Source organism: Paenibacillus glycanilyticus (genome assembly GCF_023715145.1).
GTDB lineage: Bacteria > Bacillota > Bacilli > Paenibacillales > Paenibacillaceae > Pristimantibacillus > Pristimantibacillus glycanilyticus_A.
In genome coordinates, this window is sequence record NZ_JAMBNP010000004.1 from 191,907 (window position 1) to 206,012 (window position 14,106).

Below are 14,106 nucleotides of genomic sequence, written 5' to 3' on the forward strand. Positions count from 1 at the left end.
TCTTTATGGACATACAGTTACTCAAAGTGTTTTCCACCACCGCAAAAGAAGGAAGCATCTCGAAAGCGGCCCAAAGATTAAATTTCGCCCAATCCAATGTTACTCATAAAATTCAACAGCTGGAGGCTGATCTGCAAACCCAGCTTTTTTACCGTCATAATCGCGGCATTACGCTTACCCCTTCCGGGCAAATCCTGGTTTCTTACGCGGAGAAAATCTTGCATGTCATCCAGGAAGCCCGATCGGCCGTTGGAGACTCTTCCGTTCCAACAGGTCCGCTGTATATCGGTTCGATGGAAACGACCGCCGCTGTTCGATTGCCTGTTCTGCTTGCTAAATATCATGCCGATTATCCGGCTGTCGATTTCAATCTAATGACGGGACCTACCGACAGGCATATACATGCCGTTCTTCATTATGAGCTGAATGGAGCGTTCGTGGCGGGTCCTGTCGATCATCCCGAGTTGGTTCAGGAGAAAGTGGTAGATGAGGAGCTGGTCCTTGTCACCTCAACCGCTCATCCGGCTATCGAGTCCATTCATGATATACAATCGCGAACGCTGCTCGTGTTCCACAGCGGCTGCTCCTACCGGGCAAGGTTAAATCAGATGCTTCATGACGAAGGCATCATACCGGTCAAACTGATGGAATTCGGATCGCTTGAAACGATCCTTGGTTGCGTTGGCGCCGGCCTTGGCATTTCTCTACTGCCGCGCTCCATCGTAACCGAGCAGGAACAGCAAGGCCAAATCCGCATTCACACGATTCCAGGGATGCATACCATCGTTACAACCGTATTTATCAGACGCAATGACGCATTGATTACCCCCGCCTTATCCACCTTCTTATCGGAGATGCGAGCCCATTTTGAATAATGGGCTTTTTTTATTGAAGGATTGCCTGGGCTTGATGCATGATATCCTCTACAATTTGCTTGGCTGTCTGATCCTCCGTCAGCATCCTTGTTCCCTGCCCCGCCCATAAGGATAGATACTCCGAGTTCTGCTGCTTGCTTGCCGCATTTCGGATATCGCGAGTGACCGTATTCTGAGTGGGAAATGCCAGCGGGGCTATGCCGCTTTCTTCCCATTGCTGAATAAACGCGTTTTTGATCCCGCGAGCCGGCCTTCCCGAAAATGCCTTGGTAAGCACCGTGCTTTCTTCGTCGCTAGCCAGCAATGCCTTTCGGTATGACTGATTGGTCCCGGCTTCAACTGCGGTCAGGAAGCGGGTACCCAGTTGCGCGCCTTGCGCGCCAAGGATCAACGCAGCCGCAAGACCGCGGCCATCCATAATGCCTCCCGCCGCAATAACGGGAATGGATACGCGATCCGCTATCTGAGGGATAAGCGCCATCGTACCGATATTTGCTCCCATCGGGTGATCATCAATGGTAAACGTACCGCGATGCCCTCCCGCCTCGCTGCCCTGGGCAACGATGGCATCATAGCCGCTCTCTTCTGCTAGCATTGCCTCGCGCACAGTCGTTACCATTGCGATTACCTTAAGACCTGCCGCTTTTACCGTTTGCATATATGCAGCCGGCAATATGCCAAATGCCGTACTGATGACAGGAACTTTCTCCTCGATGAGCACTTCAAACTGCTTTTCAAACCAGTTGGCTGAACGAACATCGTTGCCCGCCGAGGCTGGAATGCCGAGTTGTTGACGCATCTTGTTCAGCTCGCTTTGAACCTCTTGCATTCGCGTATGATCATCGCCGGCTTGGTATACAAACAAATTAACTCCAAAAGGCGCAGCCGTTAGTTCTCTTATACGTCTTACAGCGGCTCGTATATCCTCCGGTTCCATATAGGCCGCCCCAAGAGTGCCAAGTCCACCTGCCTCGGATACGGAAGCCGTCAACTCCGGCGTAGAAGGTCCGCCTGCCATCCCCGCGAGGAAGAGCGGATATTGGATTCCAAATTGTTCGCATAGTTTGGTTTGCAGCGTGATTTGCATGAGCGTTCACTCCTTTAGGATTCGATTCGCAGCTTAAGGTGTATGGCTTCCTTCCTCAAGTATACCTTCAAGCAGCGTTCATGAATAATATATAAAAATGCTATCTGGTATCTCGAATGGAGATATCAGATAGCATATCGATTACTTCATAAAAGGGGCTTTATTCAGATAGATAACCTCAATCTTCTCATGCAGAGGGCCGTTTGCTTCGGTTTTCTCCACTAGGGCCAGCCACTCGGGATCCTCCATGAAATGTTTGAAGTTACTTTCGCGCGAAGCCAAGTCTCTATGCTCCACAATGTAATACAGGCGGTTGGCTGACTCGTCGGCATCCACCCAAAAGTCCGTTATCTTCATGTCATGCTCAGCGAAGAGTCTTATTGTGTGGTACTGGAACCGATCGAGCAGCGCCTGCATTTGACCGGGAACGACATCATAGATCCGTAGTTCATACAACATGAACCTCATCTCCTCCGAGTGAATTTTGTGCCTTTCGAATAAGTTTCACCTGATTCATTCAAGTTAAACCTGATTGGAGAATATAGGCGCTTGGTCTTACCATTTGCCGGCGCTTTGACCGCCATCCACATGAAGAATCTCGCCGGTTACGAATGTTGCTGCTTCCAGATAAAGAATAGCATTAACAATATCCTCAGCCTCGCCCATTCGGCCCATTGGATGCACTTTGGCCAAGAAATCATGCGTCTCTACCGCATGCATAGGTGTCTTAATAACTCCAGGTGCAACAGCATTTACGCGAATGCCTCTGTCCGCATATTCGATAGCGAGCGATTTTGTTGCGGTTGTCAACCCGCCTTTGGTTAATGCAGCAAGTACCGCCGGTACTTCTTTGATAGGCTGCTCTGAAACACCGCTTGCCGTGATGTTGACAATGTGTCCGGAACCCGCTTCCAGCATATGAGTTACCGCACGTTGAGTGATATGGAAGAAGCCTACCACATTGGTGGTCAGCACGGAATTGAATTCCTCTTCCGTATAGTCCTCGAATGGCTTGCCCAGAAAAATGCCTGCATTGTTCACTAGCGTATCAACACGGCCAAAGCGCGAAATTCCCACGTTGATTAAACGTTCAGCGGTTTGGGGGTTGGAGATATCGCCAGCGATATAAGCGACATGCTCACCTGTCGGATCAATTTGCTTGGCCGCATCAGCCAGCGCTTGTTCGCGGCGGCCATTAATGACAACATTAGCTCCTTGCTTTACCAATTCAACTGCAACGGCTAGTCCCATGCCGCTGCTTCCGCCTGTAATGACAACAACTTTACCTTGGATAGACATGTCTGCATTCTCCTTTTTTGTACCTATTAATAGATAGGCTTTATTAAAATCAATTTTAACTTTAGCGCGTATTAAACATTTACTACTGGTTTTACGCTATTCAAATGACGAATGTAGTCGGCGCTGTTTTGTGCCAAACGTTCGTCAGTAAGGTTAGAAACATCGTTCAGCGTAAAGTGAGGCAGATAAGATGCACTGATGAATTTAGCCGTAGCTTCAATTGGACGCAAAATTTCTTGAATGGTGAATTGGTTAAAGCCTGTTGATTGATACGACTCTTCGGATCCGTAAGTCGAAACCGCTACACCGAGCTGTTTGCCGGCTGTTTTATCACCTTCAGGTCCAAACGCCCATCCGTATTGCAATACCGAATCAAACCATTTTTTGAGCAATGCAGGCGGGCTGTACCAGAAGAGCGGGAATTGGAAGATGACACGGTCATGAGCTTCAACCAGTTGTTGTTCTTTCGCCACGTCGATATTTTCGTCCGGGTAAGCCTTGTACAATTCGTGAATCGTGATATCGCCTTGTTTTTTCAATTCTTCTACCCATGCTTTGTTTACGCGGGATGCTTCCATGTTCGGGTGAGTTACAATTACTAGTGTTTTCATTGTTAGTTGCTCCTTTTTGTATGTTTAGTTGATTTTGTTTTCGAAAAACGTTACGTCTTTCATGTAAATACTCTCTTGCTTCAACACTAAAGCTCCATTCAGCTCAGTCACTCGTCTTAATTCCATCCATTCAGGATCGTCGCGGAAACGACCATAATTAAGGTTGCGTTGCTGCATATCGGCATGTTCAACCACATAATAAAGCCGGTTGTTTGCCTCCTCGGAATCTTCCCAGAACAGCTTCACCTTCATATCATGCTTCTCAAATAACGCAATGACATGATCCTTGAACCTGTCTTTAATGGCCTGCATCTTGCCAGGATGGATATCATAGATTCGCAACTCGTATAACATCGCTTCACCTCCTTCTTTTAGTGGCTCATGGGTTCCGCATCTTCTTACCTATTAATAGATAGTTAAAGTAGCTAACGAAACGTTACTCACCATACTGCTTGTTGATTCTTCATTTGCTCGCGTTGTTGTTGTTCATGTTGTCCGCTCATTCATAATACAATACTCGGTGTATCGTGCATAATACGAAATAAAGATGCTGCATATCTGATAACCAGATATCTAGATCAGTTCAGCAATGGGCAAATTAATAAAGGCAACCGATGCCGGCTGCCCTTAGATACAACGCGACTTAAATGTCGGGTCATATTTGCTGTTGACGAATTTGTTAATCGTACATGCAAACGAAACCTCTTTGGAATACAGATTGCCGCCTGTTCGATTACCGTAGCTTGTACAATCCCAATGAATAGCGAAGATTTTAACGATGTCAATAAGTTCGGGTTCCTGAACAAATAGCGTGTAGGTGTCCTTACTATTAATGACTTTTCGGTCCTTTTCAATTAAGGCTACTTGCTGCTCGCCTTCATAAATGCAGAAGAAATGTCCCTTTCTTCCTTTACCTACTTCATACCCTTCAAAATTTGTACTTAGATGGGACATCATGTATCCAAAGATAAAGAATCCTTCTTTGCGATTGTAGATCTCTCCGTTCTCTAGCTTATAGCGATTCTGTTTGCCGCCCAATATACCCGGTGTAGCTTTCATCAGTCCCGGGATCTCTATATTAAAGAACCCTGATCGTTCTATTGCATATAACTCCAGTTCTACATCTTCGTGAAGTAAGCTGTAACTTTTCCTGTCCCGTTGTTCAAGTCTTAGTCTCAATGCTCATGCCTCCAGATCTCTTTGGATATGATTCGACGGTTTGCCACGTAGCATACTGCTGTATTCGAATAGCGTTAATTACAACAGTCAGTAACGCAATTACACCTCCAAAAGCAAATGCAGACAAACTCTCCGTATCTGCAGCATTCCAGGCCCCTACGCCAATTTCAATGAAATAACCCCTCATTTCTTCTTATTCGCACTTATAAACATTATATATGACAAGGATTCTGCTGTTTGTCGAATATAGTATCCTTCAATAATATTGATGACAAATATCGTCTATTTCTTGCTCTTCTTAGAAGCAATCCAGAACACGAGTATCACGATTGGGATGAATATGAACCAAGGAATGTGAATCGTGCTTTGCGTGATGAAGGCGAGGATCAACAATCCTACGGCGCCAATAATAAGCCAGAGGCAGCCCCTACCGAACGTCTCCATTTATACATCCCCTCTCCCCTTACCTAGAACTATAACTTCGGATTCATTCTTTATCATAGTTGCGATTACCGATTATCATGTCAAAAATGATCTTTATTTGTGAACGACTGTATTCGGTGTAAGTTCTAAGGATACCCTCATTAATAAATACAGCTGCCATACCAGGCAGCTGTAATATGTTGTTCATAGGTTAATTAGAAAGATTCTCTTGTCCTTTTACTTCGGCAGCTCTCAATTTCTCGATAATTCTGCGTTTCCGGTACATGACTCTCCCTGCTTCCGTGACATCCTGAAGAGTTGAGCGGTTCAGGTAAGCACCAAACAGGACACCCGCGATCGGAATCAGCTGAAACATCTTTTTCCAGCCAAAATTATCCCTGTAAGTAAGCATAACCTCTCGCCAGCCTTGCAGCTGGGATAATACCTGCCTGCTTTGCTCACCCGTATGGAAGGCAGCGAGATCTTCAAGAATAGCTTTTTTGCCAACGATATCGGAGGAGGAGAATTGCAGGCATTTCACGATAAAGATCCGTTCCGTTTTCTCATTCGGGTCATAGCCGTAGCTGATTGCAATCTCTTGCAGCGCTTTAATGGACATGCCCAGCAGGAGAGGAATATCGATGGCTAGTGTGAAAATACCTCCAATTCCAGTACTTGCTCCCTGTACCGTGGCGGTATTACTGATTGTTTTGCTTATGTTTCCTGCGACTTGATCCATTCTGCCGAGTGGAAGCTGCGCGATTTGATCCAATGCCGTTTCTGCATCTATAAGGCCGTTCGGGAAAAATTTGCGGTACATTTGCTCCTTGCTGATCAAATAACGTCCGCCGTTCTGCACATAGCCTCCAAGCTCATCAAGCGCCATGCCTATTTTATCCTGGATGAACTTCGGAGTAATTCGATCCAAGAGTGCAAATGGCAATCTGCCAAGCTTCTCCCAGAAAAACAAATCCTTCTGTTCTTTCTCCCATTGTTCAATCTGGACTAATTCCTGCCTAAGATACGATATGTCTTCTGTATTTGTCATCATGTATTGGACCCCTCACCTTTCAATTCTCTTTAGCCATACATACTGTAAAATGCACGGTGAGGTTTCAGAAAATGCAAGAAGCTGCTCCAATAAATGACATCATAACGTTCAAGTTTGAAGGTAATACTTCGCATTGAAACAGGTAACAATAACTGGAAATTGCTTTTTGGAGGATAAGTAGTGGAACTAATCGGAGTGTCTTTGTACATCTGGTATTACGGTATTCCGATTCATTGAAGTTGTAAGGAGGAGGTATGTTTAAATACCCCCTTTCTGCGCCTCCAATAAGCTTGTTTCTTCTTCAATCCGGCTGATGTCGAAACGCTCGAACAAAATTTTCAGGTTTTGGATTTTTCGGTTGGAGGGAACGGTAATCAGCCTCCACTCCGGTTCATCCATGGTTAGGAATTTTCTAATCTCTTCGCAGGAGAAAGGAATAAACGGATTGAGCAAGTTAGCCAGATTCCCTATGATCTGCACGGAAGTATTAAGCGTTTGCCCGCAGGCTGCTTTGTTTTCTTTATATTGGAGCCATGGTTTTTGCTCGTCAAAGAACTTGTTTGCTCGGCGAACATATATGAAAGTCAGCTCAATAGCTTCCTTCAGATTTCCTTCTTCAATCAGAGCACCGGATTTGAGATAACATTCCTCCAAAGCTCTGGTCCACTCTTCACTGATATTCCCTTCAGGAATATATCCTTCAAACGATTTGTCGATGAAGGCTAACGTCCGATTAACAAAGTTCCCGAATGCACCAAGCAATTCTCCGTTATGGCTATGAATGAACTCCCTCCATGAAAAGTCGGTATCCCGGTTCTCAGGACCGTTCGCAATCAGAAAATAACGAATGGAATCTGGCTGATAACGCCTCAAAATGTCGGGAACCCATACAGCCCAGTTATTGCTTGTCGAGAACTTTTTCCCTTCCAAGGTCATGTACTCGCACGAGACAATCCGGTCCGGCAAATGCAGATTCCCTGCTCCTATAAGCAAGGCCGGCCAAACGACCGTGTGGAAAGGGATATTATCCTTCCCATGCACATAATATGCCGTAATTGTCTCCTTTCCCTCGAGCCAAAACGGCTCCCAGCTCCCGCCTGTCTCAGCCGCCCACTGCTTGCTTGCAGATAAGTAGCCGCTGACGGCTTCAATCCAGACGTAGATTTTCTTATCCTCGAAGCCTTCAACCGGAACATCTACGCCCCAGGTTAAATCCCTTGTGACCGCACGATCCTGAAGTCCTTCCTTCAGGTATCTTTCGGTTAGCTGCACGGCATTGTCTTTCCAGCCCTCGGCATGATTCACGTACTCTGTTATTTCCTCCTGGAGTCGAGAGAGCTCGAGGTAATAATGCTCGGTTGGACGCTCAATGGGCGGATTGCCGCATAGCTTGCAGGTCTTGTCTGTCAGGTCTGCAGGATCTAATAAGGTTGAACAATAATCACACTGATCACCTCTGGCACGGTTTCCGCAGACCGGGCATACTCCCTCCACATATCGGTCCGGCAGGAATCGTTGATCCGTCTCGCAATACGTCTGGAGGATCTCCTTCTTATACAAATATCCGTTGTTCAACAAACGGAGAAACAGATCCTGAACGACATGATGATGAAATTGCTGGTCCGTTCGCGTGTACAGATCATAAGTAAAGCCTAGCTGCTTGAAGCATTCGCTAAACTCTCGGTGAAAGCGATCTGCAATATCGCCCGGTGTTACGCCTTCCTTGATAGCCTGAACGGCAACAGGAGTGCCGTGACAATCACTTCCCGAAACATACAATACGTTTAAACCCTTTGAGCGATAATAGCGTGCCAACACATCTCCGGGCAGCAAGCTTGCGAGCCTTCCTAGATGCAAGGAACCATTCGCGTAAGGCCAGGCACCGCCAATAAAAATGTTCTTCATGCACACTCCTCCTTTATTTGATAAACACAAAAAACCCTCATCCCGAAGGGACGAGAGTTGCGCTCACGTGTTACCACCCAATTTTATTAATGCCTTGCGGCACTAACCTCTTCAGGTACGACGCAAGAAGCGTGTATACCCTAGCACGCTAACGGATGCGGGTTCCGGCGCAGCCTACAACCATAAATGGTTTCGATGCGCTGCTCAGAGGCCATGTTCCCAAGACTATTCTTTACCCCTTTTCAGCAGTCGGGGCTCTCTGTAGAAAGACATCATCCTGGTACTCTTCTCGTCTTAGCTTTTATCTGAATATTCAATTTACTGGAATTGTACTGGATATTTAATCCAGAGTCAAGGCGTGGCTATCATGTATGCTTCAGGTATTGAGCTGGAGTGAGCGATAATTATTTTTGATGTAATTGTAGCCTGAATAGATCGTTAAGATTAGCGCTGCGTACATCAAAAGCTGATCGAATGGAAATTGAATTGATCTGCTTGTAATGCAATTTGTTGAGATGAGGCAACAATTCGAATACCCGTAATAATGATTTCCCTTGCAATGATGACAAATGCGATCCAGGCATAAATGAGCTGTTGACTAACCATCAGGATCAACGCTGCTGATATGAGTAATTTATCCGCTAACGGATCTAATAGCTTTCCCATATTGGTTATTAGATTGTATTTTCTTGCGATATGTCCGTCTAATTTGTCAGTCGCAGATGCGAGTATAAAAACAGCAGAAGCATAATAAATCCCGTAGATATTAATATGTTGAATAAGAGCTGATTTGTAAATAAGCCATTCTGGATATAAGGGAAAGAGTAACATAAAAACAGAGATTAACCCTATTCTTGCGATCGTAATTTTATTCGCTAAATTCATGTTAGCCCACCTCGTTTATCGAAATCGGGCTACTTCATAAATAGGGTTGAGTCTTTTCTAACTCAAATAGCCCGCCTTCCGCTAAGAAATTAGACAAGATTTGAACATGGGCTCCTCCGACAATAAACAATATGCGTTCATCTGAGGAAGCCGCTAACTCGGCCAGGTTTGCATACATGATCAGATTTCTTTTATACCACCACGATAACCAATCCATCCCTATGTACTCTTCTGTTGATTTAATACGAGAAATATTAATATTCATCATATGGTTTCTCTCCAGGAAATCAAGGTCGTTACAGTTACGGTACATATCCAGAATGCTTCTATATTCGTTTGGTTTATTGCTCAAAGGATTTTGCTGCAGCCAGCCAAATAGAGAATTAAAAAGTTCTGGTTGGTTCTCGCTAGCCCACTCGTAAACCTCTCCGACGCCTTTTTCACCGCCCTGCCCCATCCAATCTACACAATTGATTTCTTCAAGCTGATTGGAAGCAGCTATTCGAAAGCCAAGCTGGTAAACTTCGCTACTTTCGAGCTCGTATTCTCCGGATAAAAAACGCCTGTACTTTTCGTTGATAGAATCCGTGTTCCGTTGTTCCATTTCTACGGCGATCCTGGTCGGTTTAAACGCATTGATCCGTTCAATAACCTCCAGTATTTCCTCTTGCCTTTTATCCGTTAGATGATTCTCAATCTCCACACTGAATAAATCCGGCGTAGAACCCATATGAAAGGTGCCCAATACTAAAATCTTAGCCTTATGAGATGAAATTTGCGAATTATTCATGTTCATCCTCCGGAGTGCGTCTTTGTAATGAATTAAGGCTTAAATAAGCTTTATCCAAGCATGACCTTGAGGGAACTGCCGAGTTAAACTGGCCTTTAGCCACTCTTTCTCGTGCGGTAAAAGTACGGGGAGCATCGTTTTCAAATCATTATGATCCTTTTCCCTAAGAACTGAAGAACCCCCTTTATGGAGAAGCTGAACCTCTGGTCTCAAATAGGGAATTCCATCTTTTGTCGTAAGAAAAAGTTCATGGATTGACCTTTGAACGGTTCTTTCTCTTTTATATATCCAATTATCTTCTTCCGTGTTCATGATCATCATTTGGTACATAAATGAGCTCTCTTCACTTTTACTTACCCATATATCATTTGTCTTGTCCAAGTATTCTCCCTTCCAAAGAGAAAGCTTGCCATTCTCCGCTCGGTACAATATCCAGCTTGGACTTAAACAATCAAACACCACTAATTGATCCTTGCGGGTGATGATCACGTCAATGTCGCTGTGCTCTCTTGTCTGACTTCCATAATGGAGATCCAATGCCCAGCCACCGGCTATACACCACTTTACCGGGATCCTGCTGAAAATTTCATTGATCTCCATTATAGATAATGGCTTCCAGTTGTTGTAATCCGTTCGCATTATATGCCCTCCTTCTTACTGTTTACTGATGAAATCCTCTATTCTCTCCCTGTATTCATCCCACTTGTACTCCGAGTTCTCGATGATGAGCTTCGGAACTTGCCATGAGTCTATGATCGCGCGTACAAATGCCTGACTTCCACTCCACAGCTCCCCCGCTTCACGAAAATCATCATCCGACGTGAAGGATACAGGTCCCCATTCATTACCGCGGATACCGCAAATATATCGCCACTGAGCTTCAGGATTTAATTGATAATAGTAGATCAAGGCCGGTGTCAAAGGCGACAATATCTCCTGCATGGAAGCTGATAACTGACGCAGCTTCTCTCGATTCATTCCCATGTGGAAGGAGGTATTGATCGTATCCTGGAGCATGACGCTTTCAATGATGGTGACCTCTTCTCTCTTCCGCTTATCTTCTGCAAAAGACTTGTACCGGGATTGAATCAGGGCAATAAATTCGTCCGCTTCTTCCTCGTTCTCCAATGAATCAAATTGGCGGTCGAGTATTAACAGCGGATGATTGGGTTCTCCCTCCAGGAGGCAGTGATTGGCTACGCCTAGCTTAGTCAGCTGCTCGGATACCATAATTGCGCTTGTCGTTTTACCCGAACCCGGCATACCGTCAATAACGATTAATTTCGATTTCAACCTTGCTTCCCCCTTTAATTGACAACTTCGTTGTGAACGCTTCCTTATCCTTCATCAACTCGCTCATTTGTTAAATTAAGGGTATAACTTCCAGAGCAGCACCTCATAATAAGACGAGTTATTTTCTTGTAGACAGGTGGTGTGAACGGAATGACTCCTAACTTACATAAAGCTTTAAGTGAAATCTCCAAATCGGTGGATTATCTGCAAACAACCATAAAAGTAAACAATACCTGTATCCACTTTTCTTACTTTAATTCTCTTATTAGCCATGAGCAATTTCACCATGATCTGCTCTCTTACATTCATATTTCGGAATGCGAGATCAACAGCATAAATGATTTAAAAGCATTGATTCCCAATGAGGCCATCAAAGTGTCTTCTACTATAGAAGAAATATCGCAAAGCTTAGCACAAGGCTCCGTCTTTATCCAGCTTGAGCCGCATCTAAACGAAGGACTTCTTATAGATATAGCGGAATTAAAACTTGGCCATCGCGGGTATAACGATACTGAGAATGAATTCTCTGTTATCGGTCCAAAGGTTGGTTTTGTAGAAAATTTAAATACAAATTTAACTATACTTCGAAGAGGACTTGGAACTCCTAAGCTTATTTTTGAAGAGCATATTATTGGCTCAGTCTCAAAAACCAAAATCGTAATAGCCTACATGGATGGGATTACTAATCCTCAATATGTAAATACGGTCAGACAAAGGCTCGTGGATTTAGATTTTGATGTCGTTTTTGAAAGCTCCCTATTGGAGCAGCTGATTACGGATCATTCGAATTCACCGTTCCCGTTATTTCTACATAGCGAACGCTTGGACCGGATTATGTATTCCCTGTTGAACGGGGAAGTGGCTATTCTGTGCGACGGTTCACCTGTTGTAATAACAGGACCTGCCAATATATTTAACTTTATTATTTCTCCGGAGGATTACTATCTTCCATGGATATTGGGCTCGTTTTTTCGCCTGATTCGTTACTTTGGGATAGTGTTCTCCACCTTAGCTACTTCCTATTATGTAGCTATTCTCACTTTTCATTACACCATCATCCCCAGAGATCTATTAGGTCCGATCATTGAATCGAGAGTAAATGTTCCCTTCCCTCCTTTGCTGGAAGTTCTGTTCCTCGAAATCGTAGTGGAACTATTGCGTGAAGCCGGGGCTCGATTGCCATCAAAGGTCAGTCAAACCTTAGGCATTGTAGGTGGTATTATTCTTGGACAAGCAGCGGTGCAAGCGGGGTTAACAAGTAATATTCTGCTTATTATCGTCTCGCTGTCGGCTCTAGCCTCTTTTACCACGCCAACTTTTAAACTGTCGAATACGATAAGGTTTTTGCGTTTTCCTCTAATCGTTTTGGCCTCCTGTTGGGGTGGTTTAGGGATCATGATCGGGATCATGTTTATTCTGGGGCATCTGCTGCGTTTGAAATCGCTAGGTGCGCCGTATCTCGTTCCTCTATTCCCTTTTCGATTCAAAAGCTTAAGGGATAACATTATCCGCCTTTCCTATTCCTTTAGTTCAGATCGAACTTTATTTAATCGTCCGATCTCTAAGAAAAGATACACCTTACAAAAAAACAAGGATATTGAAGATGATTATAATAACGAATAATGTTGCGCAGATTGGAGTAAGAAATTCATGAAAAGCTGTATACTGGCTCTTTTCTGTTGTCTCTTATTAGGCGGATGCTCACAAGAGAGAATCGTTAATCGGATTAATATTATTCAAAGCATGGGCGTTGATCTCGAAGGCGATACTTATAAGATAAGCGCTTCTTTTCCTAACTATATTAAAGCTACCCGGGAGCAAGATGTCTCGCCTATGACCGCCGAGTCTAAAGTTACGTACGGGATTTTTACGACTCTGACTTCACAGTCTTCTCAACCTATCGAAAGCGGTCAAATGCGCACCTTGGTCATTAGCGAAAAATTCGCTAGAGAAACTATTTCCGAGCTTGCGAACATCATTAATCGAGAATCAATTAAAAGCAGCAATGCTCACATTGTTATAACAAGACAAAAGGCCAGCCAAATCATATCCGAAACGGTAAAGACACCACCCTTTTACTTATCAGAGCTAATCGACAACAACATGTATCATGGAAACATCCCTGTTGCCAATTACCATTCCTTTGTTAATCAGTATTACGGAGCAGGCCAGGATGTTTATTTACCCGTTATCAATATTGATCATGGCAAATTGCATATGGATGGCGTCGCCATCTATGGAGGGAACGAATTAAAGCTATGGTTAACGCAACAAGAAGGATTGTATTTGAAAATTCTCAGGGACAAATCGCTAACCGGCGAATATGATTTCAAGACAAGCTCTAAGGATATGTATTCCTTCGTCATCATGCATGGCAATAAAAAGCTAAGCATCGCACAAAACGGGAATACGTCGATAAGCTTAGAAATATACATTGCTCTTAGAGAAATTCCGGAGAGAATAAATATTCAGAACAGTCAAGATTTGTATGAGTTAAAGAAGCTCATCGGAGAAAAATTATCCTCGGAAATGAAGGCAATGCTTATCCGTCTGCAAAAAAACAAGGTCGATCCTGTCGGCTTCGGAGAGCAATATAGCTGGCATCATAGAAACTTTAATGAGAAAGATTTTTACGAGAGAATCTATCCTCATTTGAATTTTGAAGTTCAGACGAAGATTATCATCTTACACTCAGGGGTTGGGTAATA

Annotated in this window: 16 protein-coding genes and 1 other annotated feature; of the genes, 3 read left to right on the top strand and 13 right to left on the bottom strand. The window is 44.2% G+C overall.

The annotated features are described in order from the left end of the window. Window positions 1-5: 5 nt before the first annotated feature. The gene (locus M3194_RS13270) at window positions 6-875 is read left to right on the top strand and encodes a LysR family transcriptional regulator (protein WP_251654557.1); all 870 of its coding nucleotides are present in this window, start codon (window positions 6-8) and stop codon (window positions 873-875) included. A gap of 10 nt (window positions 876-885) precedes the next feature. Here M3194_RS13270 and M3194_RS13275 read toward each other — a convergent pair whose 3' ends face one another. The 13 genes from M3194_RS13275 to M3194_RS13335 all read right to left on the bottom strand — a co-directional run bounded on the left by M3194_RS13275 (window position 886) and on the right by M3194_RS13335 (window position 11,398). Next, the gene (locus M3194_RS13275) at window positions 886-1,962 is read right to left on the bottom strand and encodes an NAD(P)H-dependent flavin oxidoreductase (RefSeq protein WP_251654558.1); all 1,077 of its coding nucleotides are present in this window, start codon (window positions 1,960-1,962) and stop codon (window positions 886-888) included. A gap of 141 nt (window positions 1,963-2,103) precedes the next feature. After that, window positions 2,104-2,421, bottom strand: a complete 318-nt coding sequence (locus M3194_RS13280; RefSeq protein ID WP_251654559.1) for an NIPSNAP family protein — start codon at window positions 2,419-2,421, stop codon at window positions 2,104-2,106. A 96-nt stretch (window positions 2,422-2,517) separates the two neighbouring features. Continuing rightward, window positions 2,518-3,261, bottom strand: coding sequence for an SDR family NAD(P)-dependent oxidoreductase (locus tag M3194_RS13285; protein WP_251654560.1), 744 nt, complete (start codon window positions 3,259-3,261; stop codon window positions 2,518-2,520). Window positions 3,262-3,332: 71 nt separating this feature from the next. After that, window positions 3,333-3,872, bottom strand: a complete 540-nt coding sequence (locus M3194_RS13290) for an NAD(P)H-dependent oxidoreductase (RefSeq protein WP_251654561.1) — start codon at window positions 3,870-3,872, stop codon at window positions 3,333-3,335. 24 nt (window positions 3,873-3,896) lie between these two features. Further along, a complete protein-coding gene (locus M3194_RS13295; protein ID WP_251654562.1) occupies window positions 3,897-4,226 on the bottom strand; it encodes an NIPSNAP family protein in 330 nt (109 codons plus the stop codon). A gap of 273 nt (window positions 4,227-4,499) precedes the next feature. Continuing rightward, complete coding sequence (locus tag M3194_RS13300; protein ID WP_251654563.1) at window positions 4,500-5,051, bottom strand: hypothetical protein; 552 nt, start codon at window positions 5,049-5,051, stop codon at window positions 4,500-4,502. A gap of 282 nt (window positions 5,052-5,333) precedes the next feature. Next, the gene (locus M3194_RS13305; protein ID WP_251654564.1) at window positions 5,334-5,495 is read right to left on the bottom strand and encodes a hypothetical protein; all 162 of its coding nucleotides are present in this window, start codon (window positions 5,493-5,495) and stop codon (window positions 5,334-5,336) included. A gap of 190 nt (window positions 5,496-5,685) precedes the next feature. Continuing rightward, on the bottom strand, window positions 5,686-6,522 hold the full coding sequence (locus tag M3194_RS13310; protein WP_251654899.1) for an EcsC family protein: 837 nt from the start codon (window positions 6,520-6,522) through the stop codon (window positions 5,686-5,688). Between the two features lie 261 nt (window positions 6,523-6,783). Next, entirely contained in the window at window positions 6,784-8,430 is a 1,647-nt protein-coding gene (gene metG / locus M3194_RS13315; RefSeq protein ID WP_251654565.1) for a methionine--tRNA ligase, read from the bottom strand. Between the two features lie 43 nt (window positions 8,431-8,473). Further along, window positions 8,474-8,735, bottom strand: a binding site (T-box leader). A gap of 154 nt (window positions 8,736-8,889) precedes the next feature. Further along, window positions 8,890-9,315, bottom strand: a complete 426-nt coding sequence (pgsA, locus tag M3194_RS13320) for a CDP-diacylglycerol--glycerol-3-phosphate 3-phosphatidyltransferase (RefSeq protein WP_397334314.1) — start codon at window positions 9,313-9,315, stop codon at window positions 8,890-8,892. 34 nt (window positions 9,316-9,349) lie between these two features. Continuing rightward, complete coding sequence (locus M3194_RS13325; protein WP_251654566.1) at window positions 9,350-10,105, bottom strand: DUF5694 domain-containing protein; 756 nt, start codon at window positions 10,103-10,105, stop codon at window positions 9,350-9,352. Between the two features lie 39 nt (window positions 10,106-10,144). Then, entirely contained in the window at window positions 10,145-10,744 is a 600-nt protein-coding gene (locus tag M3194_RS13330) for a nucleotidyltransferase domain-containing protein (protein ID WP_251654567.1), read from the bottom strand. A gap of 15 nt (window positions 10,745-10,759) precedes the next feature. Further along, window positions 10,760-11,398, bottom strand: coding sequence for a P-loop NTPase family protein (locus M3194_RS13335; protein WP_251654568.1), 639 nt, complete (start codon window positions 11,396-11,398; stop codon window positions 10,760-10,762). Window positions 11,399-11,548: 150 nt separating this feature from the next. Here M3194_RS13335 and M3194_RS13340 point away from each other — a divergent pair, with 150 nt between their 5' ends. Both M3194_RS13340 and M3194_RS13345 read left to right on the top strand, forming a co-directional pair. After that, window positions 11,549-13,021: a spore germination protein gene (locus M3194_RS13340; RefSeq protein WP_251654569.1), complete on the top strand. Its 1,473-nt coding sequence runs from the start codon at window positions 11,549-11,551 to the stop codon at window positions 13,019-13,021. A gap of 27 nt (window positions 13,022-13,048) precedes the next feature. After that, entirely contained in the window at window positions 13,049-14,104 is a 1,056-nt protein-coding gene (locus M3194_RS13345) for a Ger(x)C family spore germination protein (RefSeq protein ID WP_251654570.1), read from the top strand. Window positions 14,105-14,106: the final 2 nt, after the last annotated feature.

Bases quoted from the DNA above. Each gene is read 5' to 3' on its own strand.
- M3194_RS13270 (WP_251654557.1), top strand. From the start codon at position 6: ATGGACATACAGTTACTCAAAGTGTTTTCCACCACCGCAAAAGAAGGA.
- M3194_RS13275 (WP_251654558.1), bottom strand. From the start codon at position 1,962: ATGCAAATCACGCTGCAAACCAAACTATGCGAACAATTTGGAATCCAA.
- M3194_RS13280 (WP_251654559.1), bottom strand. From the start codon at position 2,421: ATGTTGTATGAACTACGGATCTATGATGTCGTTCCCGGTCAAATGCAG.
- M3194_RS13285 (WP_251654560.1), bottom strand. From the start codon at position 3,261: ATGTCTATCCAAGGTAAAGTTGTTGTCATTACAGGCGGAAGCAGCGGC.
- M3194_RS13290 (WP_251654561.1), bottom strand. From the start codon at position 3,872: ATGAAAACACTAGTAATTGTAACTCACCCGAACATGGAAGCATCCCGC.
- M3194_RS13295 (WP_251654562.1), bottom strand. From the start codon at position 4,226: ATGTTATACGAGTTGCGAATCTATGATATCCATCCTGGCAAGATGCAG.
- M3194_RS13305 (WP_251654564.1), bottom strand. From the start codon at position 5,495: ATGGAGACGTTCGGTAGGGGCTGCCTCTGGCTTATTATTGGCGCCGTA.
- M3194_RS13310 (WP_251654899.1), bottom strand. From the start codon at position 6,522: ATGACAAATACAGAAGACATATCGTATCTTAGGCAGGAATTAGTCCAG.
- metG (WP_251654565.1), bottom strand. From the start codon at position 8,430: ATGAAGAACATTTTTATTGGCGGTGCCTGGCCTTACGCGAATGGTTCC.
- pgsA (WP_397334314.1), bottom strand. From the start codon at position 9,315: ATGAATTTAGCGAATAAAATTACGATCGCAAGAATAGGGTTAATCTCT.
- M3194_RS13325 (WP_251654566.1), bottom strand. From the start codon at position 10,105: ATGAATAATTCGCAAATTTCATCTCATAAGGCTAAGATTTTAGTATTG.
- M3194_RS13330 (WP_251654567.1), bottom strand. From the start codon at position 10,744: ATGCGAACGGATTACAACAACTGGAAGCCATTATCTATAATGGAGATC.
- M3194_RS13340 (WP_251654569.1), top strand. From the start codon at position 11,549: ATGACTCCTAACTTACATAAAGCTTTAAGTGAAATCTCCAAATCGGTG.
- M3194_RS13345 (WP_251654570.1), top strand. From the start codon at position 13,049: ATGAAAAGCTGTATACTGGCTCTTTTCTGTTGTCTCTTATTAGGCGGA.